Raw genomic sequence first — 23,009 nt, forward strand, 5'->3', positions numbered from 1 at the left:
GATAAAGGTCAGAAATATTGTCGGCGGTTGGTGGCGTCGCACCGCGGAACATTTCTGATGAAGCAATGAAGCGAATTCTTGTCCATGGGACTAATTGACCCTCAGCCATGCTTTCAAAGGGGTCATTCGAAACGGCCATTTTACGTGCCTTTTCGAAATTGATGCTTGCGGAAAGGCCCGGGTCGCTATACCTAGCGCGCATAGCGACATATTTTCTGACCCAGACCCGGAGCGACAGCCGATGGCGCGCGTCACTGTTGAAGATTGTATCGATAAGGTCGACAACCGTTTCGACCTCGTACTGCTGGCCGCGCACCGTGCGCGGATGATTTCTTCAGGGTCGCCCCTGACCATCGACCGCGATAATGACAAGAATCCGGTCGTTTCGCTACGCGAAATTGCTGATACGACCATTTCTCCAGAGGATTTGCGCGAGGAACTCGTTCATTCCCTGCAGAAATTCGTCGAAGTCGATGAGCCGGAACCCGATACGGTGCCTCTGATCGGTTCCGCAGGCGCCTCCGTGGACGCCGACGACACCGAAGTTGCCGTCGAGCGCATGACGGAAGAAGAGCTTCTGAAGGGCCTGGAAGGCCTTGCTCCGCCCGAGGAGCAGCCTGAGGAAGACGAGTAAGCCCGTCTTTCGGACTGACTTTCCGGCGCTCGAGCGCCGTTTTTCTCAAAGGCCCGGGCGGATCGTCCGGGCCTTTGCATTTATTGACATTTTTAGCGTCTTCCTTGCGATTATCGACGAACCGGCGATATTGTGAATGACGGTTCCTTTTTCGGAATCGGCAGTCGAGGCGAGCAAGCGGATGGCGATCGGGCGGCAAAACCAGCCCCAAATGCAGGCGGCGACCGAAGCGGTCGCGGCGGTTCCGTCTGTGTCCCCGGCAGCGGCACCGGCCAAGAAGCCGGTCCGGACCAAAATGATGCGCCAATACGACCTGGTAGACCGGGTCCGGGCCTACAATCCGAACACCGACGAGGACTTGCTCAACAGGGCCTACGTCTACGCCATGATGGCCCACGGGGAGCAGAAGCGCGCCTCTGGCGACCCGTATTTTTCCCACCCGCTCGAGGTTGCGGCGATCCTCACCGACCTGAAGCTGGATGACGCGACCATTGTCGCTGCGCTGCTTCACGACACCATCGAGGACACCGAATCGACCCGCTCCGAGATCGACCAGATGTTTGGTCAGGAGATCGGGGCGCTGGTGGAGGGGCTGACCAAGCTGAAGCGGCTAGAACTGGTGTCACGCGAAGCCAAGCAGGCCGAGAACCTGCGCAAGCTGCTGCTTGCGATCGCCGACGACGTGCGCGTTCTGCTCGTCAAGCTCGCCGACCGACTGCACAACATGCGGACGCTGGAATTCGTGCCGCCGGCCTCGCGTCACCGGATCGCGGAAGAGACGCTCGATATTTATGCGCCGCTTGCGGGCCGCATGGGTATGCAGGAGATGCGCGAAGAACTCGAGGATCTGTCGTTCAAGGTGATCGATCCCGATGCGCATGCCGTGGTTGTGCAGCGGCTGGATGCGCTTGAAGCACGCGACCGCAACATGATCGGTGAGATCGAAGCGCAACTGTCCGCCAAGCTCACCAAGAACGGCGTCAACGCGCACGTGAGAGGTCGGCGGAAGCAGCCATTCTCGATCTGGGTGAAAATGGAGCGCAAATCCGTCGGCTTCGAGCAGTTGTCCGACATTTTCGGATTTCGCATCGTCGTCAACAGCATTGCGGAGGTCTATCGGACCGTCGGCATCGTGCATACGACATGGCCGGTGGTGCCGGGGCGCTTCAAGGACTACATCTCGACGCCGAAGCAGAACGATTACCGCTCGATCCACACCACTGTGATCGGCCCCGGCAAGCAGCGTGTCGAACTGCAGATCCGCACCGAGGAAATGGATCGCGTCAACGAATACGGCATCGCCGCGCATGCCTTCTACAAGGACGGCGTCGGCTCGCCCACCGAGCGGCTCGAGCGCGAATCCAACGCGTTCGCGTGGCTGCGGCATACAGTTGAAGTGCTTTCGGAGAGCGCCAATCCGGAGGAATTCCTCGAACACACCAAGATGGAGCTGTTCCATGATCAGGTGTTCTGCTTCACGCCGAAGGGCAAGCTGATCGCGCTGCCGCGTCATGCCAACGTGATCGACTTCGCCTATGCGGTGCATACCGACGTCGGTAACAGCGCGGTCGGCTGTAAGATCAATGGCAAGTTCGCGCCGCTGTCATCCGAACTGCAGAACGGCGACGAGGTCGAGGTTTTGACTTCGCAGGCGCAATCGGCACCGCCGACAGCGTGGGAATCCCTTGCTGTCACCGGCAAGGCACGCGCCGCGATCCGCCGTGCTACCCGCACGGCCGTTCGCGATCAGTATGCGGGGCTTGGGCGGCGCATCGTCGAGCGTTTGTTCATGCGCGCGAAGATCGTCTATGCCGACGACAAGCTGAAGGGTGCGTTGCCGCGGCTGGCGCGCTCCTCCATTGATGACGTCATGGCGGCAGTCGGGCGCGGCGAGATGAAGGCATCGGACGTCGCGCGTGCGATGTACCCGGACTACAAGGAAGAAGCGCGGCTCAGCGGCAAAAAGAGCGGCGCTGCAAAGCCGAAGCCTGTGGGCGACGCCAAGGCGTCGAGCGCGATCCCGATCCGCGGCATCAACAGCGATCTGCCGGTGAAGTTCGCGCCGAACGGCGGGGCCGTACCGGGCGACCGTATCGTCGGCATCGTCACGCCGGGCGAGGGGATCACGATCTATCCGATCCAGTCCCCGGCGCTGAAGGATTTCGAGGAGGAACCCGAACGCTGGCTCGATGTCCGCTGGGACACCGACGAAGCCGCGCCGCGGCGTTTTCCGGCGCGCCTGCATGTGCAGAACGTGAACGAACCGGGCAGCCTCGCCCAGGTGGCGTCGGTGATCGCCGAGCATGACGGCAATATCGACAACATCAGCATGAGCCGCCGATCACCGGATTTCACAGAACTCACCATCGATCTTGAGGTCTATGACCTGAAGCATTTGAACGGTATCATCGCTCAGCTTCGCGCCAAGGCGGTCGTCGCCAGCGTCGATCGCATCAACGGCTAACTTCACCGCACTCTGGATTGTCCATGCCAGCTATTCCGCCGCTGCGTCTCGGGGTCAATGTCGATCATGTTGCGACCTTGCGCAACGCGCGTGGAGGTCGTGCACCGGACCCGGTGCGTGCCGCGCTGCTGGCCATCGAAGCGGGCGCCGACGGCATCACCGCGCATCTGCGCGAAGACCGCCGTCATATTCGCGACGACGACATGGCGCGGCTGAAAGCCGAAATCTCCAAGCCGCTGAACTTCGAGATGGCCGCAACCGCCGAGATGCTGCAAATCGCGCTCGCGACCAAGCCGCATGCGGTCTGCCTCGTGCCGGAGCGGCGCACTGAGGTCACCACCGAGGGCGGGCTGGATGTCGTTGGGCAACGCGACGCGCTCGGTCCATTTATTGCGCGCCTGGGTGACGCCGGAATCCGCATCTCGCTGTTCATCGCCGCCGATCCGGCCCAGATCGAGATGGCGGCAAAACTGAAATCGCCGGTGATTGAAATTCACGTCGGCGCGTGGTGCGACGCGGTGGTCGAGGGACAAAAGCAAAAGGCCGAGGCTGAATGGCAGCGCATTGTCGCCGGCGCCAAGCTTGCGCAGTCCGCCGGGCTTGAAGTTCATGCCGGACACGGTCTCGATTACGTGACGGCGGAGACCATCTCGGCGCTGCCGCAGATTGTCGAACTCAACATCGGACATTTCATGATGGGCGAGGCGATGTTCGTCGGTCTGGCCCAGACCATTCGCGACATGCGCGCGGCGATGGACCGTGGCCGGAAATCGCTTCGGGGTCATCGCTAGTGTGGCGGTTCGCAAGTTTGCGCTGTCATTGTCGCATGCTTCGACGCGGACTTGCGAACCAAAGCCACACTCGAATCATGTTTTCTAGTGTCCTTTCGAATCCGAAGTTCGCTAAGGAAGGTGCGGCAAAATGAGGCGAACTTCGAATTCAGGACACTAGGCCATGATCATCGGCATCGGGTCGGACATCATCGACATCACACGGATCGAAAAGGTGATCGGGCGTCACGGCGACCGGTTTATCGCTCGCATTTTCACCGAGGCGGAGCGGGCCAAGGCCGAGCGCCGTTCGAAGATGCCCAAGATGGTCTGGGCGACCTACGCCAAGCGATTCGCCGCCAAGGAAGCATGTTCCAAGGCGCTCGGCACCGGCATCCGGCGCGGGGTGTGGTGGCGGGACATGGGGGTGGTCAACATGCCGGGCGGCCGCCCGACCATGAAGCTGACCGGCGGCGCGCTGGCGCGGCTGGAATCCCTGATCCCGCCGGGCCATGAGGCGCGGATTGACCTCACCATTACCGATGACTGGCCGTTGGCCCAGGCGTTCGTCATCATTTCGGCCGTTCCGGCGGCGAAAGCCTGATCGGCGCTAAAACCCGGTTCCGAATGGCCCGAAAATCTAAAATTCACTGAACTGTCAGACAATTAGCAAGTTTTCATGAGCCCGTTGATTGCACCCCCTGCGACAACGGTCTAAAACCCGCGCGGGTGATTTGGGCGGCGTCTTCGCCTCTGGCGGCCACAAAAGGTCTACTACCGAGGCATGAAAAATCAGGATTCGAAAGAGCAGATGAGCGTGACAGCACCGGCCAAATCCGAAGGCGGCGTCGGCGAGACCGTCCGCGTCGTCATTCACGCGCTCATCATCGCGCTGGTGATCCGCACCTTCCTGTTTCAGCCCTTCAACATTCCGTCGGGATCGATGAAGGCGACGCTGCTGGTCGGCGACTACCTGTTCGTCTCGAAATACTCTTACGGCTACAGCCACTATTCGATCCCGCTGTCGCCCCGGCTGTTCAACGGTCGCATTTTCGGCTCCGACCCCGATCGCGGCGACATCGTCGTGTTCCGTCTGCCGAAGGACGACACCACCGACTACATCAAGCGCGTCATTGGGCTGCCCGGCGACCGCGTACAGATGAAGGAGGGGCTGCTCTACATCAATGACAAGCCGGTGCAGCGCGAACGGCTGCCGGATTTCGTCGGCGAGGACCCTTGCGGCTCTGACGCAACGGCGCGGGTCAAGCAGTGGAAGGAAACGCTGCCGAACGGCGTGAGCTACAAGTCGCTCGATTGCGTCGACAACGGCTTCTACGACAACACCAATGTCTACACCGTGCCGCCCGGCCACTTCTTCATGATGGGCGACAACCGCGACAACTCCACCGACAGCCGTGTCCTGTCGGCGGTGGGTTATGTGCCGTCCGAAAATCTGATCGGCCGCGCGCAGATGATCTTCTTCTCCATTGCCGAAGGCGAACAGGCCTGGCAGTTCTGGCGCTGGCCGGTTTCGGTGCGCTGGAATCGCATTTTCTCCATTGTGCGATGAGCGGCGAACCCGCAATCGTCAAAACTCCCGAAACGACTGACGACGCCGCGACCGCTGGTGTCGCAGAGGTCAAGCCTGCCAAGAAGACTCGCCGCCCGAGCGCGAAGGCGGCGGCCAAGGTCGTCGAGCAGCGCATCGGCCATACGTTCGCTGATCCCGCGCTGCTGGCGACGGCGTTCACCCATGTCTCGGCGCTGAAGTCCGCGCGCCGTGCCGACAGCTACCAGCGGCTGGAGTTTCTCGGCGATCACGTGCTGGGGCTGATTGTTTCGGATATGCTCTATCGGGCGTTTCCCAAGGCTGACGAGGGCGAACTGTCGAAGCGTCTCGCCGATCTGGTGCGCCGCGAAGCCTGCGCCGATGTCGCCAAGTCGCTCGGGCTGGACGAGGCCATCAAGCTCGGGTCGGTGGGCGCGGGCGCTGGCGCGCGGTTGCGAAATTCGGTGCTCGGCGACATCTGCGAAGCGGTGATCGGCGCGGTGTTCCTCGACGGCGGTTACGCGGCGGCGTCCCAATTCGTAGAACGCAACTGGACCGAGCGGATGCGCAAGCCGGTGCGTCCGCTGCGTGATCCGAAAACGATCTTGCAGGAATGGGCACAAGGCAAGGGATTGCCGACGCCGGTCTATCGCGAGGTCCAGCGTACCGGGCCGCATCATGATCCGCAGTTTCGCGTGGCGGTCGAGTTGCCGGGACTAACCCCGGCGGAAGGCGTCGGCGGCAGCAAGCGCGCCGCTGAAAAGCTCGCAGCGACGGCGCTGCTGAAGCGGGAAGGCGTAACGGGCGGCAACGATGCCTGACGAACTGCAAGAGAATTCAACCCGCGAGACGCGCTGCGGCTTCGTCGCGCTGATCGGTGCGCCAAACGTCGGCAAATCGACGCTGGTCAATGCGCTGGTCGGCTCGAAGGTCACCATCGTCTCGAAGAAGGTGCAGACCACGCGCGCGCTGATCCGCGGCATCGTGATCGAGGACAACGCACAGATCATTCTGGTCGATACGCCGGGTATCTTCGCGCCCAAGCGGCGGCTCGACCGCGCCATGGTGTCCACCGCGTGGAGCGGGGCGCACGATGCTGACCTCGTCTGCGTGCTGCTCGATGCCCGCGCTGGGATCGACGAGGAAGCCGACGCCATCTTCACGAAGCTCGCGACCGTCAAGCATCCGAAAATACTGGTGCTGAACAAGATCGATCTTGTTCCGCGCGAGAAGCTGCTGACGCTCGCGATGAAAGCCAATGAGCGGCTAACCTTCGATCAGACCTTCATGATTTCCGCGATGTCCGGCGACGGCGTTGACGACCTGCGCCGTGCGCTGGCGAAGGACGTGCCCGCAGGGCCGTTCCATTATCCCGAAGATCAGATGTCGGACGCGCCGCTGCGGCACCTCGCGGCGGAAATCACGCGCGAGAAAATCTACCGCCACCTGCATCAGGAACTGCCGTATCAGTCCACGGTCGAAACCGACTCGTGGACCGATCGCAAGGACAAGTCGGTGCGGATCGAGCAGACGATCTATGTGGAACGCGACAGCCAGCGCAAGATCGTGCTTGGCAAGGGCGGGGCGACGATCAAGGCAATCGGCGCGGATTCGCGCAAGGAGATTGCAGAGATTGTCGGCCAGCCGGTGCATCTCTTTCTGTTCGTGAAGGTCAGGGACGGCTGGGGCGACGATCCGGAGCGTTACCGCGAGATGGGTCTGGAGTTTCCCAAGGAATGATCAACGATCCCGGCGCCAGCGTTCCCACGAACATCTTCTACTTCCAGGTGCTGCTGTATCTGTCGCTGCTCATCGACGTGCTCTCCGCTGCGTTTCTGGATCGCATCCCGGATGACGTCACCGAGTCGACGAAGCTGGCGGTCAATTTCATCGCCGTCATGATGACGCTGGGATTTGTGCAACTCGTCTGGCTCGCCGCGCACCGGCGCAAGAAATGGGCGCGGACGATCCTGCTGGTGGCGCTGATGCTGTCGGTGGCCTCCATCGTCACCACGGTGGGTGAAGCCGGCATGCAGTTCAGCACTTTCGTGGATGTGATCTCGACGGCATTGACGGCTTTCGGCCTGTATTTCTCTTTCACCGGCGATGCCCGGGACTGGTTCCGGCAACCTGTGTGATCGCACTTTCCCGGGCGATGTCGCTGCGAACGTGCGCAGAATCCTGTAAGCTCCGGCCATGGAATGGACCGACGAGGGTATTGTCCTGGGCGTGCGGCGGCATGGCGAATCCAGCGCCATTGTCGAACTGCTGACGCGCAGCCATGGCCGCCATCTCGGGCTGGTGCGCGGTGGTTCCGGCTCGCGAATGCGTCCGCTGCTGCAGCCCGGAAATACCGTGAGTGCGGTCTGGCGCGCCCGTCTCGACGAGCACCTCGGATACTACGCTCTTGAAGGGGTGCGGCTGCGCGCCGCGACGATGTTCGGGTCCTCGCATGCGGTCTACGGCGTGACGCATCTGGGGTCGCTGGTGCGGCTGCTGCCCGAGCGCGATCCGCACGAAGACATTTATGAGATGCTGGAATCCATTCTCGACGATTTCGATGATGTCGCCACGGCGGGTGTACAGCTGGTAAAATTCGAACTCGCGATGCTGACCGAGCTTGGCTTCGGCCTCGATCTGTCGTCCTGCGCGGCGAGCGGAGCGATGAACGACCTGATTTACGTCTCGCCGAAATCGGGTGCCGCCGTTTCGCGGCAGGCGGGCGAGCCGTGGCGCGACCGGCTGCTTCGGTTGCCGCCATTCCTGCGCGAGAGTGACGATGGGACCAACGGCTGGTCCGGGCAGGACATCGAGGACGGCTTTCGGCTGACCGGGCTGTTCCTGCTGCGTAATGTGCTGGAGCCGCGCGGGCAGGGCCATTCGGATGCGCGGGACGGCTTTATCGCAGCGGTGATACGGCCGCGGGCAAGGGCCGTCGCCGAATAGAAAACAGGCCGGACATTGTCCGGCCTGTTCCGTGAATCATTACCGATGATGGTGATGATGAGGGCGGTGGTGCCGGTGATGGTGCCGATGATGGTGATGATGGCGCCGGTGGTAATGCGGGCGTACGTCGCGGCAGGACTTGACCCAGCGGTGGCCGACCCTTCGTGTGGTGCAGACAAGGCGGACTTCTTCGGTCTGCTGCGTGACGCCAGCCAGCGGGGCAGGGAGGCTCATGGCTTCGGCACGGCCGCCGCCCAAAGCTACGGCTCCGGTCAATGCGGCCAGTGCCGCCAGTGCCGCAACAGCGATAGTGAATCGACGCATTCTTTTTCCTTCCTTGAAGCCCTCCGGCACTTCGCCGTCGGGCACTGTACCCGGCCTGGGCCGGTGTTATGAACCGCTGGGCGATCTATAAACGCCCACGGGCAGAACGCAGCAATGTGGCAGAAGAATTGCGAACCGAGAATGACCGCCTAATTCATCTATTGTTCATCGCGCGCAGTGGAGTTAACCCCTTGCCATGGGCAAAAGACTGATTCCACCGGAGCCGATGGAGATTCAGGAGGTCGCACTCCGCGAGGCGCTCGAGGAGCGCTATCTCGCCTATGCGCTCTCGACCATCATGCACCGCGCGCTGCCGGATGCGCGCGACGGCTTGAAGCCGGTTCACCGCCGCATCCTGTACGGTATGCGGTTGCTGCGGCTCGACCCCGGCACGCCGTTCAAGAAATCCGCCAAGATCGTCGGCGACGTGATGGGTTCGTTCCATCCGCACGGCGACCAGTCGATCTACGATGCGCTGGTGCGCCTCGCGCAGGATTTCTCCTCGCGCTATCCGCTGGTGGACGGCCAGGGCAACTTTGGCAATATCGACGGCGATAATCCAGCGGCCTACCGCTATACCGAAGCGCGAATGACGGAAGTCGGGCGGCTTCTGCTGGAAGGCATCGACGAGGACGCGGTTGAATTCCGCGCCAACTACGACGGTCAGTCGAAAGAGCCGATCGTTCTCCCCGGTGCGTTCCCGAATTTGCTGGCGAATGGCTCTCAGGGCATCGCTGTCGGCATGGCGACCTCGATCCCGCCGCACAACGCGGCGGAACTCTGCGACGCGGCGCTGCATCTGATCGACAAGCCCGCCACCAAATCGCGCGGCCTGCTGAAATATGTGAAGGGTCCGGATTTTCCGACCGGCGGCATTGTCGTGGATTCCCACGAGAGCATTGCTGAGGCCTATGCGACCGGACGCGGTTCGTTCCGGGTGCGTGCAAAATGGGCTCAGGAAGAGGGCGCGCGCGGCACCTGGAATATCGTCATCACAGAAATTCCGTGGCTGGTGCAGAAGTCGCGGCTGATCGAGCGCATCGCTGAACTTCTCAACGAGAAGAAGCTGCTGCTGGTCGGCGACGTCCGCGACGAGTCGGCGGAAGATGTGCGAATCGTCATCGAGCCGAAGTCGCGCAACGTCGATCCAGAAGTGCTGATGGAAACGCTGTTCAAGCAGACCGAGCTTGAAAGCAAGATTTCGCTGAACCTCAACGTGCTGGTGAAAGGCCGGGTGCCGAAGGTGCTCGGTCTCGCCGAGTGCCTGCGCGAATGGCTCGACCACCTGCGCGACGTGCTCGTCCGCCGCGCCAACTATCGCAAGAACCAGATCGAGCATCGCCTCGAGGTGCTGGGCGGTTACCTGATCGCGTACCTGAACCTCGACAAGGTTATCAAGATCATCCGCACCGAGGATGAGCCGAAGCCGGTGCTGATCAAGACGTTCAAGCTGACCGACCTTCAGGCTGACTCGATTCTCAACATGCGCCTGCGGAATTTGCGCAAGCTTGAGGAAATGGAAATTCGCGGCGAGGACAGGGATCTTCGCAACGAGTTGAAGGGCATCAAGGGCGTTTTGGCGTCTGAGGATGAGCAGTGGAAGAAGGTCGGCGAGCAGGTGAAGAAGGTGCGCGACACCTTCGGTCCCAAGACGCCGCTCGGCAAGCGGCGCACGCAATTTGCCGACGCGCCCGAGCATGATCTCGCCGCCATTGAGGAAGCGCTGATCGAGCGCGAGCCGATCACAGTCGTTGTCTCCGACAAGGGCTGGGTGCGCACGATGAAGGGGCACGTCGAGGATCTGTCGAACCTCGCCTTCAAGACCGATGACAGCATGGGGTTCTCGTTCTTTGCCGAGAGCACGTCCAAGCTGACGTTGTTCGCCAGCAACGGGCGCTTCTACACCCTCGACGCGCAGAAACTGCCCGGCGGACGCGGTCATGGCGATCCGATCCGCATGACCATCGACATGGAAGGCGATGCCAACATCGTTTCGATGTTCGTGCAGAAGGGCGGCCGCAAATTTCTCGTAGCCAGCAGCGACGGGCAGGGCTTTGTGGTCAACGAGGACGATTGCGTCGCCAACACCCGCAAGGGCAAGCAGATTCTGAACGTCACTGCACCCAATGAGGCGGCGGCGATCGCGACCGTGAGCGGCGACACCGTCGCTGTGATCGGCACCAACCACAAAATGGTGATCTTCCCGCTCGAGCAGGTGCCTGAGATGGCGCGAGGCCGTGGCGTGCGCTTGCAGAAATACAGCGGCGGCAAGCTCTCCGATGTGATGACGTTCACCGCGAAGGACGGCATGACCTGGAAGGACTCGGCAGGCCGCGACCAGAGCTCGACGTGGAAGGAACTCGCCGACTGGCGCGGCAACCGCGCCGATGCCGGTCGTTTGGCGCACGGTTTCCCGAAGTCGAACAAGTTCGGCAAGGTGATCGAGTAAAGCGCTGCCGCTGTTGCGGATGCTTCCGATAGCGATACATTCCTCGCGAAAGTTCTCGGTGCGAGGTCTACATAAATGGTTCGCTACAATGAAATCCGCGACGGCGAGATTGCGGTTGATCCGCCGCCGCCGACCGATGCGGGCCTCGTTTTCATTGGCCGCATCCACACGCCATGGACCGACAGGCTGATGACGCCGCGACAGGGCCGTCACGATGGCCCCATTTGCAAGATCGAGATTTTCGAGCCGTGGGTGCCGGCGCTGAAGGGGCTCGACCGGTTCACGCAGGTCGAGGTGATCTACTGGCTGCACGAGTCGCGCCGCGACCTCGTTCTGCAAAGTCCGGCGAGTGACACCAATACGCACGGCACGTTCGCCTTGAGGTCGCCGGTGCGGCCCAATCCGCTCGGCACTTCCGTCGCCAAACTCGTCGGCATCGAAGGCAACACCGTTCTGGTGCGCGGGCTCGACTGTCTCGACGGCACGCCGCTGGTCGATCTCAAGCCGGACCGCTGCCAGTTCACACCGATTGCGCCGCCGCAGCCTGGAGATTTCGAAACAGGCGCGTAGGGCGGGCAACTGCTGTTGCAACTCACTTGCAACTAGCTGCAAAGCCGTGCATATTGACGATATGGACGCACGTTCGCCGTCATTGCCGCCTGACCAGGCCGCCGCCCTGCCTGTTCCGGGCGGGTGGCGGAAGCCGCGCGGCGAGCCTTCGCTCACCGGAATGTTCGCCTCCGTCCGGGTCGCCAAGACCGGCTCGTTCTGGCGCAAGCTCGCAGCCTTCATGGGGCCGGGCTATCTGGTCGCCACGGGCTACATGGACCCCGGCAACTGGGCGACGTCCCTCGCTGGCGGGTCCAAATTCGGTTACGCGCTGCTCGCGGTTGCGCTGATTTCCAACATCATGGCGATCATCCTGCAGGCGCTGTGCGCACGGCTCGGCGTCGGATCGGGCCGGGACCTTGCGCAAGCTTGCCGCGATGCGTTTCCGAAAGCGCTGGCGTGGCCGCTATGGCTGCTGGCCGAAATCGCGATCGCCGCGACGGACCTCGCGGAAATCATCGGCACAGCCATCGGGCTCAATCTGCTGTTCGGTATTCCGCTCGAGATCGGTGTCATCGTCACGGCTCTCGATGTGTTTCTCATTCTCGCGCTGCAGGCGATCGGCTTCCGATGGATCGAAGCCTTCATCGTCGGCATGCTCGGAATCATTTCCGCATGCTTCGCAATTCAGATCGCGATGGCCGATCCGAACTGGGGCGAAGTGATCCGTGGCTTCGCGCCGACGACGCAGATTGTCGCCAACCGCGACATGCTTTATCTCGCGCTCGGCATTCTCGGCGCGACGGTGATGCCGCACAACCTGTATCTGCACTCGGGCCTGGTGCAGACGCGCAACTACGGCGACAGCGTTCCGGAGAAGAAGGAAGCGATCAAGCTTGCGACCATCGACTCCACCATCGCGCTGTGCCTTGCGCTGCTGATCAATGCGTCGATCCTCATTCTTGCGGCATCGACCTTCTACAAGGCGGGCAAGACCGACGTCGCCGAACTGGAGCAGGTGCACTCGTTTCTGGCGCCGCTGCTGGGATCGACACTGGCGCCAACTCTGTTCGCGATCGCACTGTTGTGCTGCGGCCTGAGTTCGACCGTGACAGCAACGCTGTCGGGCCAGATCGTGATGGAAGGCTTCATCAACATCCGCCTCGCGCCGTGGCTGCGGCGGCTGACCACGCGCATGGTGGCGATCATTCCGGCGGCACTGGTGACGCTGTGGTACGGCGAGAAGGGAACCGCGCAGCTTCTGATTTTCAGCCAGGTGATCCTGAGTTTGCAGTTGCCGTTCGCGATCATTCCGCTGGTGATGTTCACGGCGAGCAAGGCGAAGATGGGCGAATTCGTAGCACCGCGCTGGTTGACCGCCGCCGCCGCGCTGATCGCCGCTATCGTCGTGACGCTCAACGTGAAACTGCTGATCGACTTCGTACTGGGCTGATCGCGGTTACTGGCCGCCGGTCTTCTTGTCGAAGTGTTCGCGCGCGGTCTGGATCTTCGCCAGATGTGCGAACGCCCATGAGCCGAGGTGCTGCACCGGCTCCTTGAGCGAGTGGCCAAGTTCCGTGAGTTCGTAATCCACGCGCGGGGGAATGGTCGGAAAGATCGTCCGCGTGACGAGGCCATCGCGCTCCAGCCCTCTGAGCGTCAGCGTCAGCATCCGCTGCGAGATCCCGCCGACCATGCGCTTGATCTCGTTGAAGCGGCGCGGGCCGGCGCTGAGCAGCATGATGATCAGCACGCTCCATTTGTCACCGATGCGCGACAGGATGGACCCCACCGCAAGGCAATTGCCTGGCAGATGCCGGTCGGGCGGGGCGGTTACATCGGTGTGCTCGGGTGTCACGGCTGTGCTCGGGTTCAGAAAATGTGCCTTCTTGTGCGTTTATCAAAGGTCACCATTAGTGTCCAGGTATCAATCTGATACTAGAGCTAAAGGGGAACCCATGAAACTGCTCCATATCGACGCCAGCATCCTCGGCGGCAATTCCGTCTCCCGACAACTCTCGGCCGCAGCCGTCGAGCGCCTGCGCAAAACCACGCCCAATCTGGATGTCACCTATCGCGACATCAGCGCGACGCCGTTCTCGCATCTGAGCGGGGAACATCTGGCGGCTGCCCATGGCGCGAGGCCGGAAACGCCGGCCGTGCGCGATGACATTGCCGCCAGCGCCGCCGCGCTGGATGAATTCCTTGCCGCCGACATCGTTGTCATCGGAGCGCCGATGTACAACTTCACCATTCCGAGCCAGCTCAAGGCCTGGATCGATCGCATCCTTGTGGCTGGAAAGACCTTCAAGTACTCGGAGAAGGGCGTTGAGGGGCTTGCGGCCAACAAGCGCGTGATCGTCACCATTTCGCGAGGCGGCTTCTACGGTGCGGACACGCCGGCCGCGGCGGGCGAGCATCTGGAAACGTATCTGCGCTGGGTGTTCGGTTTCATCGGCATCACCAATCCGGAAATCATCGCCGCCGACGGAATCCAGATCGGCCCGGAGCAACGTGAGAAATCGGTGGCCGGCGCGTTGCATGCCGCGGGCGCACTGCAGGGCGCTACCGGTCAGCAGGCGGCGTAGGCGACGGTGTAACGTCATTGCGAGCGAAGCGAAGCAATCCAGTCAGAAAAACTGGATTGCTTCGTCGCAAATGCTCCTCGCAATGACGAAACGGAGTTCTCAGTCCTGCGGCTCGGGCGCCATCGAGCCGGTGGCGTCAACGCGCAGCCAGCCGCTGGGCGCCAGCCGTTGCTGCGGCAGGAAGCGGGCCTTGTAGTCCATCTTGCGGGAACCATCGATCCAGTAGCCGAGATAGACGTAAGGCAGACCAAGCCGCCTCGCGCGGGCGATGTGGTCGAGGATCATGAATGTTCCCATCGAGCGGCCTTCCTCGCCGGGCTCGAAGAACGAATAGACCATCGACAATCCGTCGCTGAGAATGTCCGTGAGAGCCACCGCGATCAGGTCCTGATTCCTGACGGGGTCTTGGCCCTTGCCGGTGATGCCGCTGTCTGGCGTGCGACGCCGATACTCGATGATGCGGGTCGAGACGTGGCTGTCCTCGACCATCATCGCGTAGTCGAGCACGGTCATGTCCGCCATGCCGCCGTCGCGATGACGGGCATCGAGATAGGCGCGGAACACCGAATACTGTTCGGAGGTGGGCACCGCCGTCCGCAGTTCGCTGACGATGTCGGCGTTGCGCGCCTGGATCTTGCGGAAGTTACGCGACGGGCGAAATTCGTTGGCGATGACTCGCACCGACACGCAGGCGCGGCACTGGTCGCAGGCAGGACGGTAGGCGATGGACTGGCTGCGGCGGAAGCCGCCATGGGTGAGGAGATCGTTCAGTTCGCCGGCTTTGTCGCCGACCAGATGCGTGAAGACCTTGCGCTCCTGCTTGCCCTCCAAGTAGGGGCAGGGTGAAGGCGCCGTCAGATAGAATTGCGGCGTATTGCGCGAGTGTTGCGTCACGGGGTGCCGTGTGTCTCCGGTCTGCGCGATTCCTTTTACAGCATCGCGCCGCGGGGGGCAGTGGTCAACGAGTTTGAACGCGCCGTTGCAAGAATGACCCGGGTTTCACGCAGCAAATGACACCGAACCCGGACAGGCCACACGGATGTGATCTGCCCGGGCTGGAATTCGTCTAAACGCGTGTGGTCGGGACCGCCGATGCCTGGACGCTGCTGTTGATGAACACCGTGCCAAGCACGATGTCATGCAGCAGCCGGCGGCGGCCATTGAACAAGCCGACCAGCAGGACCAGCGGGGTCAGGAAAGAGACCGACACCCAGTAGAGGACGGCATGAACCGCGCCGAGGATGAAGTAGGGCCGCTCGCCGGTCCATGTCCGCATCTCGATGTCCATCATGCGCATGCCCACGGTGGCGCCGTTCGGACCGCCGAGCGACATGCCGTAATAGAGCAGCGCCCAGATCACCGAGAACGGCGAGATCAGCCAGAACAGGAACCAGCCCAGCCCCAGCGTGACGATGCCGAACAGGGTGACGAAGATGATCGCGAGGATGATCGGGATCGACAGGATCACGAGGTCGATCAGAAACGCGAAGAACCGCTTGGTCAGCACGCCGCGAAACAGTTCGGGCTGCAGCCACGGATCATAGGCCTGCTGCGCGCTCGCGCTGGCCGATGGATTGTTGCGCCAGGTCGTACCCGATGCCGCGCCGCCGGTGTTTCTCGTGTCGGACATTGAAACCCTCCTCGCCGGTCCTGAAAGTTCCACTGGACCGCTTGCTGCGCACATGGCCCCGCCGAATTGCGTACGCAAGATGGCTTAGGCTCACATGGAGAAAAAGTTATCCCGCTGGCCGCGGAACCGCTGTCAGCGTCCAGCCTTGAGCTTCTCCGCCGCGGCCGGCGCAAAATAGGTCAGTACGCCGTCGGCGCCGGCACGCTTGAACGCGACCAGGCTTTCCATCATCGCGCGCTCGCCGTCGATCCAGCCGTTGTTGGCTGCGCCCGCGATCATCGCGTACTCGCCGGACACCTGATAGGCGAAGGTCGGCATCGCGAAGGTGTCCTTCACGCGCCGCACGATATCGAGATAGGGCATGCCGGGTTTCACCATCACCATGTCCGCGCCCTCTGCGATGTCGAGTTCGACCTCGCGCAGCGCTTCGTCGGAATTCGCCGAATCCATCTGATAGGTGCGCTTGTCGCCGGTCAGCGTTTTTGCCGAGCCGATGGCGTCACGGAAGGGACCGTAGAATGCGGAAGCGTACTTTGCGGCATACGCCATGATCTGCACATCGCCGAAGCCTGCGTTGTCGAGGCCGTTGCGGATCGCTCCGACGCGGCCGTCCATCATGTCCGACGGCGCAATGATGTCGCAGCCGGCCTCGGCCTGCACCAGCGCCTGACGGACGAGGATTGCGACCGTCTCGTCATTCAGGATTCGGCCATCCTGCAACAGCCCGTCATGGCCGTGGCTGGTGAAGGGATCGAGCGCCACGTCGCACAGCACGCCGAGATCGGGAAATTCCTTCTTGATCGCGCGCACCGACTGGCAAACCAGATTGTTGGCATTCAGGGCCTCGGAGCCGGTCTCGTCGCGCAGCGACGGCTCGGTGTAGGGAAACAGTGCGATGCAGGGAATGTCGAGCTTCATGGCGCGCTCGGCGTCGCGGACGCACTGATCCACGCTGAGGCGATCGACGCCGGGCATCGAGGCGATCGGCGCGCGCAGGTTGTTGCCGTCGACAACGAACAGCGGCCAGATCAGATCGTCGGTGGTGAGCACGTTCTCGCGCACCAGCCGCCGCGCCCATTCGGACTTGCGGTTGCGGCGCATGCGGGTGGTCAGATCGAGGGAAGGGGCGGCGGTGGCCGCGTCCCGCGGACCATCCCGCAATTCAATCGGACGCCCGAACTTGATCGCCATCTTGATACCACTCCCGCGCAAAACAGATGGCGCCAGATGTAGCATCTGCCGGGGCTCCCGTCACGGCACGGAGGCGTCATCGGGCGGATTGATTTTAGGTTTGTAAAGGATCAAACAGGCGCCATGAACAAGGACACCCGGCAATCGATGGCCGCCCGCATGGGCCGAGGGACCAGAGGCGCGAACGGCGACGTGCCGCGCGATCAGGTCAATCTGGTCACGGCGATGACGTCGCCGGACGCGGAGACGGGCGAAAGCACGTGGACCACACGGCTCGTGCTGTTCCTGCGCGTGATGGCCGTGCTGTCGATGATCAAGGGACTCTATCACTGGGCGCAGATCACCGGCTTCATCGGCGGCGATGAGAGCGCGTTCGAGGCCCAGACCACGCAGTGGCAAACCGCCACGGTCTATTTCGCGGTGATCGAACTGGTCGCGGCGGTGGGGTTGTGGCTTGCAACCCCATGGGGCGCGGTGGTGTGGCTGACGACGATCGTCTCAACCGCCGTGATCGAGCTGATGTTTCCTACGATCTACGGTGGCAACCTGTTCGCGGTTCTCGTCTCGCTGATCCTGCTCGCGGCCTATCTCGTTCTGGCGTGGTTTTCGGCGCGGGAGAGGCCGCCGTAGTGTGCTGTTGGCCGCCGCTCGCCTTGATGTTTTACGAAGTCTTTCAAATTTGAACGAACGTGTGCTGGAATGCGACAGCGCTTGTGACGAAGCGTGAACATCGGGCTGTTTGGGTGAATCAAAACTAACAAAAAGCCCTTATTTTATCGGTGTAATATACGATTCACCGTTTCAAATAAACCATCTCTTTATGCTGTTATTTAAGCTGATCTTCAAACGCCTCCCTTAGTTTGCACCTATCAGGCGAGACAAAAGTTTCGTCGAATAAGTCGTAAAAACGACAACAGGGGAAGTGTCATGATCAAAGCCGCCGCTACGGCAGTTGAACCTGCTCGCGACAACGCCGCTGCACCTGTGCAGCCGCTTTATCTCGAAGCTCTTACGCTGGTCGAACGTCTGCATCGCCGTCTGCTCGACGTCATCAAGGACGAATTCGATCGTCGCGGCCGCGCCGATATCAATTCGGTGCAGGCTCTGCTGCTCTATAACATCGGCGACAAGGAATTGACCGCCGGCGAACTGCGTACGCGCGGCTACTACCTCGGCTCCAACGTTTCGTACAATCTGAAGAAGCTTGTCGAGATGGGCTTCCTCGATCATCAGCGCTCGCGCGTTGATCGCCGCTCGGTCCGGATTCGTCTGACCGCGCAGGGCCAGGAAATCCGCCACATTGTCGACGCGCTGTATCAGAAGCACGTCAAGACGGTGGAGCAGGTGGGAGGCATCTCGAACGCCGAGTTCGCGACGCTGAACAAGTCGCTGCATCGCCTCGAGCGCTTCTGGACCGACCAGATCCTGTATCGGCTCTGAGCCTTTCACAAATTCGGGTCAGCCGGCGGGAGCGCGATTGCGTTCTCTAACAAGATCGGCGGCCCATCGTTCTTCCTTGCAGTTTTACGCCGGTGCCCTCCGGCTGTTACCGAAGTGCGCGAAAGATGCACGCGGAAGAATTCCGCACGAGTTTCCCCTGGTGTGGGATATGCGACTTAGAGCGCGATCAGCACATTTGCTGATCGCGCTCTAAAATTATTGAAGGGCGCATGATCTCTTAGCCGACCCGCTCACACTTCGGCGGATCATGCGCTGCGCCTTCGGGCGCCTTTTCGCGTTTTGGTTTCGAGAATCGACTCGTAAACGAGTCCTGAATCCTCGGGCTCAAGAGGCAAAAATATCGCCCGAGACTCTTGCGCGGACTCTTTCCATCATCCTCAAATCATGAGGCCGATTCTCAAATTCGCCGGCGACCGGCTGCAGGTCGCGTTAATGCTCGTTCTGCTGGCCGCGTGCTCGCTGAACGTGATGTTCCTTTACGCGCGGCTGTAGGCGCGTCGCCCGTTTGGGCGGTCTCCCTCCAAATACCGGCTCGACTACCGCCTTTCGGCGCGAATTATGTTGCCCAACCCGGGCAGCTCCAGACCCGGAATGTGGGCAAAAAGGTCATCAGCGGGGCTCGAGCCGGGGCGGGGTGCGGCCAAAACCGCGCCTGCGGAGCGGTCTGGCGGCGTGCCGGTTGGCACCCGGCCCACAGGGGCAGCACGGAACAGGGCTGTCCGGCATAAATAGCGGCCCACGGGCTTGGAACTTGGCCACCCCCGCCAGATATGGTATCTCGCGGCTGCCGCCCTTGATGCCACCCGTAACCGTCCGTAGCCGTCTCGAAAGGCTGCGGCGGTGGAGATATTTCATGAGCTCATCTGCCAAGACTGCTTCCGCTCCCGACTCGTTTTTCACGGCCTCGCTCGCGCAGGCCGACCCTGAGATCGCAAATGCGATCAAGGGTGAGCTCGGTCGCCAGCAGCATGAGATCGAACTGATCGCATCGGAGAACATCGTTAGCCGCGCCGTTCTCGAGGCGCAGGGCTCGGTGATGACCAACAAGTACGCGGAAGGCTATCCGGGCGCGCGCTACTACGGTGGATGCGAGTTCGTGGACGTCGCAGAGAATCTCGCCATCGAGCGCGCCAAGAAGCTGTTCGGCGCGGGCTTTGCCAACGTGCAACCGAATTCCGGCAGCCAGATGAACCAGGCAGTGTTCCTCGCGCTGTTGCAGCCCGGCGATACCTTCATGGGTCTCGACCTCGCTGCGGGTGGCCATCTCACCCACGGCGCGCCGGTCAACATGTCCGGCAAGTGGTTCAAGCCGGCGCATTACACCGTGCGCCGCGAAGACCAGATCATCGATATGGATGCGGTGGCGAAACAGGCGGAAGAGATCAGGCCGAAGCTGATCATCGCCGGCGGCTCGGCCTATTCGCGTGCGTGGGACTTCAAGCGTTTCCGCGAAATCGCCGACAGCATCGGCGCCTACCTGATGGTGGACATGGCACATTTCGCCGGCCTCGTTGCCGGTGGCGTGCATGCCTCGCCGGTACCGTACGCGCACGTCACCACGACGACGACGCACAAGTCGCTGCGCGGGCCGCGCGGTGGCTTGATCCTCAGCAACGACGAGGCGATCGCCAAGAAGCTGAACTCGGCGATCTTCCCCGGCCTGCAGGGCGGCCCGCTGATGCACGTGATTGCAGCCAAGGCTGTCGCATTCAAGGAAGCGTTGCAGCCGGACTTCAAGATCTACGCCAAGAACGTGGTCGAGAACGCCAGGGCGCTCGCGGAAACGCTGCGCTCCAACGGTTTCGAGATCGTGTCCGGCGGCACCGACAATCACCTGATGCTGGTCGATCTACGGCCGAAGGGTCTCAAGGGCAACGTGTCCGAGAAGGCGCTGGTTCGCGCCGGCCTCACCTGCAACAAGAACGGCATCCCGTTCGACCCCGAAAAGCCGTTCGTGACTTCGGGGCTTCGCCTCGGCACCCCGGCTGCGACCACGCGCGGCTTCGGCGTCGCCGAATTCAAGCAGGTCGGTGCGCTGATTTCGGAAGTGCTCAACGCCGTCGCCCAGTCGGGTGAAGGTTCGGCACCTCTGGTCGAGGCATCGGTGAAGGAGAAGGTGAAGGAACTCACCAACCGCTTCCCGATTTACCAGTAAGGCAGGTCCATGCGCTGCCCAAGCTGCAACAGTCTCGATACGCAGGTGAAGGATTCACGGCCGACGGAAGATTCGGCCGTGATCCGGCGGCGGCGCGTCTGCATGGCGTGCAACTTCCGCTTCACCACCTTCGAGCGCGTGCAGCTTCGCGAACTCACTGTCATCAAGCGCAACAGCCGCCGCGTTCCGTTCGACCGCGACAAGCTGGTACGCTCGCTGCAGATCAGCCTGCGCAAGCGCCCGGTCGATCCCGAGCGCGTCGAGAAGATGGTGTCGGCCATCGTGCGCGAGCTGGAAAGCGGCGGCGAGGCGGAGATTTCCTCGGAGGTCATCGGCGAGACCGTGATGGAGCATCTGCGCCAGCTCGACGACGTGGCCTATGTCCGCTTCGCCTCGGTCTATCGCAATTTCCGCGAGGCCAAGGACTTTGAGGCCGTGCTGGGCGAACTGTCGGGCGAGGACGAACCGCCGCGGCCTGCGGTCGTGCGCAAGTGATTTTTTCACGGCGCGGCGTTCGCTAATCCGCTAGCTTGATCGCTGTGCCGGATATGTCTGACCCCAATGTCTTCTGACTTCATGTCTGATGATTTGCGTTACATGCAGCTTGCTCTGGCGCTTGGCCGGCGCGGGCAGGGCCGCACCTGGCCGAATCCCGCCGTTGGCGCGGTGGTCGTCAAGGATGGCGTGATTGTCGGGCGCGGCTGGACCCAGCCCGGCGGACGGCCTCATGCCGAGCCGGAGGCCTTGAAGCGGGCCGGCGACGCGGCACGCGGCGCGACGCTCTATGTCACGCTGGAGCCGTGTTCGCATTTCGGGAAATCGCCGCCCTGCGCGGACGCGATCATCGCCGCAGGTATCGCGCGCGTTGTTTCTGCGATTGAAGATCCAAATCCGGATGTCGGCGGGCAGGGCCATGCGCGGCTGCGGGCTGCCGGCATCGCGGTGGAAGTCGGTCTTTGCAAGGACGAAGCCGCGCGCGATCACGCCGGGCACTTCCTGCGCGTTGGCGAGAAACGCCCGTTCGTCATCCTGAAGCTGGCGGTATCCGCTGACGACAAGATCGCGGCGGCGGGTCACCAGCCGGTCGCGATTACCGGCGAGGCGGCCAAGGCGCGCGTGCACCTGCTGCGCGCGCAGAGCGACGCAATTCTGGTTGGCATCGGCACCGTGCTCGCCGACGATCCGCTGCTCACGGTGCGCCTGCCGGGGCTTGAGGCACAATCGCTGGTGCGTGTGGTGCTGGATCGTGCGCTGCGGCTGCCGGGCACTAGCAAGCTGGTTCATTCCGCGCGCCAGACGCCGTTATGGGTGATGACATCTGATCTTTCCGAGGCGCCAGCCGCGATGAAGCTGGGCGCGGCGGGTGCGCAGGTCTTGCGTGTGCCTGTGACGACCACACCGCCACCCGGTCTCGATCTGAAATCCGTTTTAAACGCGCTGGCCGAGCGCGGCATCACGCGGCTGATGGTCGAGGGCGGTGCCCGGGTGGCGTCCTCATTCCTGAGCGCCGGTCTGGTCGATGAGATCTGGTTGCTGCGTGGGCCGAACGACATCGGCATGGATGGTATTCCGGCGCTCGATACGCAGCCACTGTCGGTTATCACCCAGTCGCCTCGCTGGCGCGCGCATGCTACCGAGGTCTTGGATAAAGACACTCTTACGATTTATGAGCGCATCTAGATGTTCACCGGCATCATCACGGACCTTGGCGAAATCACCGGCATCACGCCGACGGCGCAGGGGCAGTTGCACCGGTTGCGGATCGCGTGCCGCTACGATCAGACCACCATCGCGGACGGCGCGTCGATCGCCTGCAACGGCGTGTGCCTCACCGTGGTCCAGTCGGGCGTCGATCAGGGCAGGACATGGTTTGACGTCGATGCTGCCGCTGAAACGCTGCGGCTGACAACCGCAAAGGGCTGGGGCAAGGGGACGCGCCTCAATCTCGAACGCGCGCTGAAGATCGGCGATGAACTCGGCGGCCACATCGTTGCCGGGCATGTCGACGGCATCGCGACGATCGTCACGCGCGAGGATCTACCGGACATGGCGCGGTTCGAACTGCGCGCGCCGCGCGATCTGGCGAAGTTCATTGCGGCAAAAGGGTCGGTGGTGCTCGACGGCGCCTCGCTGACGGTCAATACCGCCGTTGACGATGTATTTTCCGTTCTGATCATTCCGCATACACTGCAAGTGACGACGCTGAGCGACTGGCGCGTGGGATCGGAAGTCAATCTCGAGATCGATCTGATGGCGCGCTACGCCGCGCGATTGATCGAGATGAAATAGAAGCGCCGCG

Annotated in this window: 24 protein-coding genes; 20 read left to right on the forward strand and 4 right to left on the reverse strand. The window is 62.2% G+C overall.

The genetic code is table 11. The features are described 5' to 3' along the window. Positions 1 to 241 precede the first annotated feature (241 nt). The 13 genes from rpoZ to YH63_RS16365 all read left to right on the forward strand — a co-directional run bounded on the left by rpoZ (position 242) and on the right by YH63_RS16365 (position 13,138). Positions 242 to 634: a DNA-directed RNA polymerase subunit omega gene (gene rpoZ / locus YH63_RS16305; protein ID WP_006020886.1), complete on the forward strand. Its 393-nt coding sequence runs from the start codon at positions 242 to 244 to the stop codon at positions 632 to 634. Between the two features lie 211 nt (positions 635 to 845). After that, a complete protein-coding gene (locus YH63_RS16310) occupies positions 846 to 3,098 on the forward strand; it encodes a RelA/SpoT family protein (RefSeq protein WP_052753895.1) in 2,253 nt (750 codons plus the stop codon). A gap of 23 nt (positions 3,099 to 3,121) precedes the next feature. Beyond that, on the forward strand, positions 3,122 to 3,889 hold the full coding sequence (locus YH63_RS16315; RefSeq protein ID WP_046826694.1) for a pyridoxine 5'-phosphate synthase: 768 nt from the start codon (positions 3,122 to 3,124) through the stop codon (positions 3,887 to 3,889). Positions 3,890 to 4,052: 163 nt separating this feature from the next. Continuing rightward, entirely contained in the window at positions 4,053 to 4,472 is a 420-nt protein-coding gene (gene acpS, locus YH63_RS16320) for a holo-ACP synthase (protein WP_046826693.1), read from the forward strand. Positions 4,473 to 4,679: 207 nt separating this feature from the next. Then, entirely contained in the window at positions 4,680 to 5,438 is a 759-nt protein-coding gene (gene lepB / locus YH63_RS16325; protein ID WP_046829461.1) for a signal peptidase I, read from the forward strand. Beyond that, positions 5,435 to 6,238 (forward strand): ribonuclease III, encoded by an 804-nt coding sequence (rnc, locus tag YH63_RS16330; RefSeq protein ID WP_046826692.1) that lies wholly within the window; start codon positions 5,435 to 5,437, stop codon positions 6,236 to 6,238. The genes lepB and rnc overlap by 4 nt, the downstream gene beginning before the upstream one ends. Continuing rightward, positions 6,231 to 7,157 (forward strand): GTPase Era, encoded by a 927-nt coding sequence (gene era, locus YH63_RS16335; protein ID WP_046826691.1) that lies wholly within the window; start codon positions 6,231 to 6,233, stop codon positions 7,155 to 7,157. The genes rnc and era overlap by 8 nt, the downstream gene beginning before the upstream one ends. After that, positions 7,154 to 7,555, forward strand: coding sequence for a hypothetical protein (locus tag YH63_RS16340; RefSeq protein WP_046826690.1), 402 nt, complete (start codon positions 7,154 to 7,156; stop codon positions 7,553 to 7,555). Before era ends, YH63_RS16340 begins: the two co-directional genes overlap by 4 nt. Positions 7,556 to 7,613: 58 nt before the next feature. Further along, positions 7,614 to 8,363, forward strand: a complete 750-nt coding sequence (gene recO, locus YH63_RS16345; RefSeq protein WP_046826689.1) for a DNA repair protein RecO — start codon at positions 7,614 to 7,616, stop codon at positions 8,361 to 8,363. A gap of 15 nt (positions 8,364 to 8,378) precedes the next feature. After that, on the forward strand, positions 8,379 to 8,759 hold the full coding sequence (locus tag YH63_RS21665) for a hypothetical protein (protein WP_170978700.1): 381 nt from the start codon (positions 8,379 to 8,381) through the stop codon (positions 8,757 to 8,759). A 124-nt stretch (positions 8,760 to 8,883) separates the two neighbouring features. Further along, a complete protein-coding gene (gene parC, locus YH63_RS16355; RefSeq protein WP_046826687.1) occupies positions 8,884 to 11,136 on the forward strand; it encodes a DNA topoisomerase IV subunit A in 2,253 nt (750 codons plus the stop codon). A gap of 75 nt (positions 11,137 to 11,211) precedes the next feature. Then, positions 11,212 to 11,706, forward strand: a complete 495-nt coding sequence (tsaA, locus tag YH63_RS16360) for a tRNA (N6-threonylcarbamoyladenosine(37)-N6)-methyltransferase TrmO (RefSeq protein ID WP_046826686.1) — start codon at positions 11,212 to 11,214, stop codon at positions 11,704 to 11,706. A 61-nt stretch (positions 11,707 to 11,767) separates the two neighbouring features. Continuing rightward, complete coding sequence (locus YH63_RS16365; protein ID WP_046826685.1) at positions 11,768 to 13,138, forward strand: Nramp family divalent metal transporter; 1,371 nt, start codon at positions 11,768 to 11,770, stop codon at positions 13,136 to 13,138. A 6-nt stretch (positions 13,139 to 13,144) separates the two neighbouring features. Here YH63_RS16365 and YH63_RS16370 read toward each other — a convergent pair whose 3' ends face one another. Further along, a complete protein-coding gene (locus YH63_RS16370; RefSeq protein WP_046826684.1) occupies positions 13,145 to 13,543 on the reverse strand; it encodes a winged helix-turn-helix transcriptional regulator in 399 nt (132 codons plus the stop codon). Positions 13,544 to 13,643: 100 nt separating this feature from the next. Between YH63_RS16370 and YH63_RS16375 the strand changes: the two genes are divergently transcribed. Further along, positions 13,644 to 14,273, forward strand: a complete 630-nt coding sequence (locus tag YH63_RS16375) for an FMN-dependent NADH-azoreductase (protein WP_046826683.1) — start codon at positions 13,644 to 13,646, stop codon at positions 14,271 to 14,273. A gap of 99 nt (positions 14,274 to 14,372) precedes the next feature. On the opposite strand, the gene YH63_RS16380 is transcribed toward YH63_RS16375, so the two are convergent. From YH63_RS16380 to hemB, 3 genes are all read right to left on the reverse strand, one after another. After that, positions 14,373 to 15,167: an arginyltransferase gene (locus YH63_RS16380; protein ID WP_046826682.1), complete on the reverse strand. Its 795-nt coding sequence runs from the start codon at positions 15,165 to 15,167 to the stop codon at positions 14,373 to 14,375. Positions 15,168 to 15,339: 172 nt separating this feature from the next. Next, positions 15,340 to 15,903: an RDD family protein gene (locus tag YH63_RS16385; RefSeq protein WP_046826681.1), complete on the reverse strand. Its 564-nt coding sequence runs from the start codon at positions 15,901 to 15,903 to the stop codon at positions 15,340 to 15,342. 132 nt (positions 15,904 to 16,035) lie between these two features. Next, entirely contained in the window at positions 16,036 to 17,094 is a 1,059-nt protein-coding gene (hemB, locus tag YH63_RS16390) for a porphobilinogen synthase (protein ID WP_046826680.1), read from the reverse strand. Positions 17,095 to 17,217: 123 nt separating this feature from the next. Here hemB and YH63_RS16395 point away from each other — a divergent pair, with 123 nt between their 5' ends. From YH63_RS16395 to YH63_RS16420, 6 genes are all read left to right on the forward strand, one after another. Beyond that, positions 17,218 to 17,724 (forward strand): DUF6163 family protein, encoded by a 507-nt coding sequence (locus tag YH63_RS16395; protein ID WP_046826679.1) that lies wholly within the window; start codon positions 17,218 to 17,220, stop codon positions 17,722 to 17,724. Positions 17,725 to 18,021: 297 nt separating this feature from the next. Beyond that, positions 18,022 to 18,534 (forward strand): transcriptional regulator LdtR, encoded by a 513-nt coding sequence (gene ldtR, locus YH63_RS16400; RefSeq protein WP_019196804.1) that lies wholly within the window; start codon positions 18,022 to 18,024, stop codon positions 18,532 to 18,534. An 874-nt stretch (positions 18,535 to 19,408) separates the two neighbouring features. Then, the gene (gene glyA, locus YH63_RS16405) at positions 19,409 to 20,710 is read left to right on the forward strand and encodes a serine hydroxymethyltransferase (RefSeq protein WP_046826678.1); all 1,302 of its coding nucleotides are present in this window, start codon (positions 19,409 to 19,411) and stop codon (positions 20,708 to 20,710) included. 9 nt (positions 20,711 to 20,719) lie between these two features. Next, the gene (nrdR, locus tag YH63_RS16410; protein WP_019196807.1) at positions 20,720 to 21,205 is read left to right on the forward strand and encodes a transcriptional regulator NrdR; all 486 of its coding nucleotides are present in this window, start codon (positions 20,720 to 20,722) and stop codon (positions 21,203 to 21,205) included. Between the two features lie 81 nt (positions 21,206 to 21,286). After that, positions 21,287 to 22,390, forward strand: coding sequence for a bifunctional diaminohydroxyphosphoribosylaminopyrimidine deaminase/5-amino-6-(5-phosphoribosylamino)uracil reductase RibD (ribD, locus tag YH63_RS16415; RefSeq protein ID WP_137325226.1), 1,104 nt, complete (start codon positions 21,287 to 21,289; stop codon positions 22,388 to 22,390). Beyond that, positions 22,391 to 22,999 (forward strand): riboflavin synthase, encoded by a 609-nt coding sequence (locus YH63_RS16420; RefSeq protein ID WP_046826676.1) that lies wholly within the window; start codon positions 22,391 to 22,393, stop codon positions 22,997 to 22,999. The last annotated feature ends 10 nt before the right edge of the window (positions 23,000 to 23,009 follow it).

The organism is Afipia massiliensis, from assembly GCF_001006325.2.
In the GTDB taxonomy this organism is placed as follows: Bacteria; Pseudomonadota; Alphaproteobacteria; order Rhizobiales; family Xanthobacteraceae; genus Afipia; species Afipia massiliensis_A.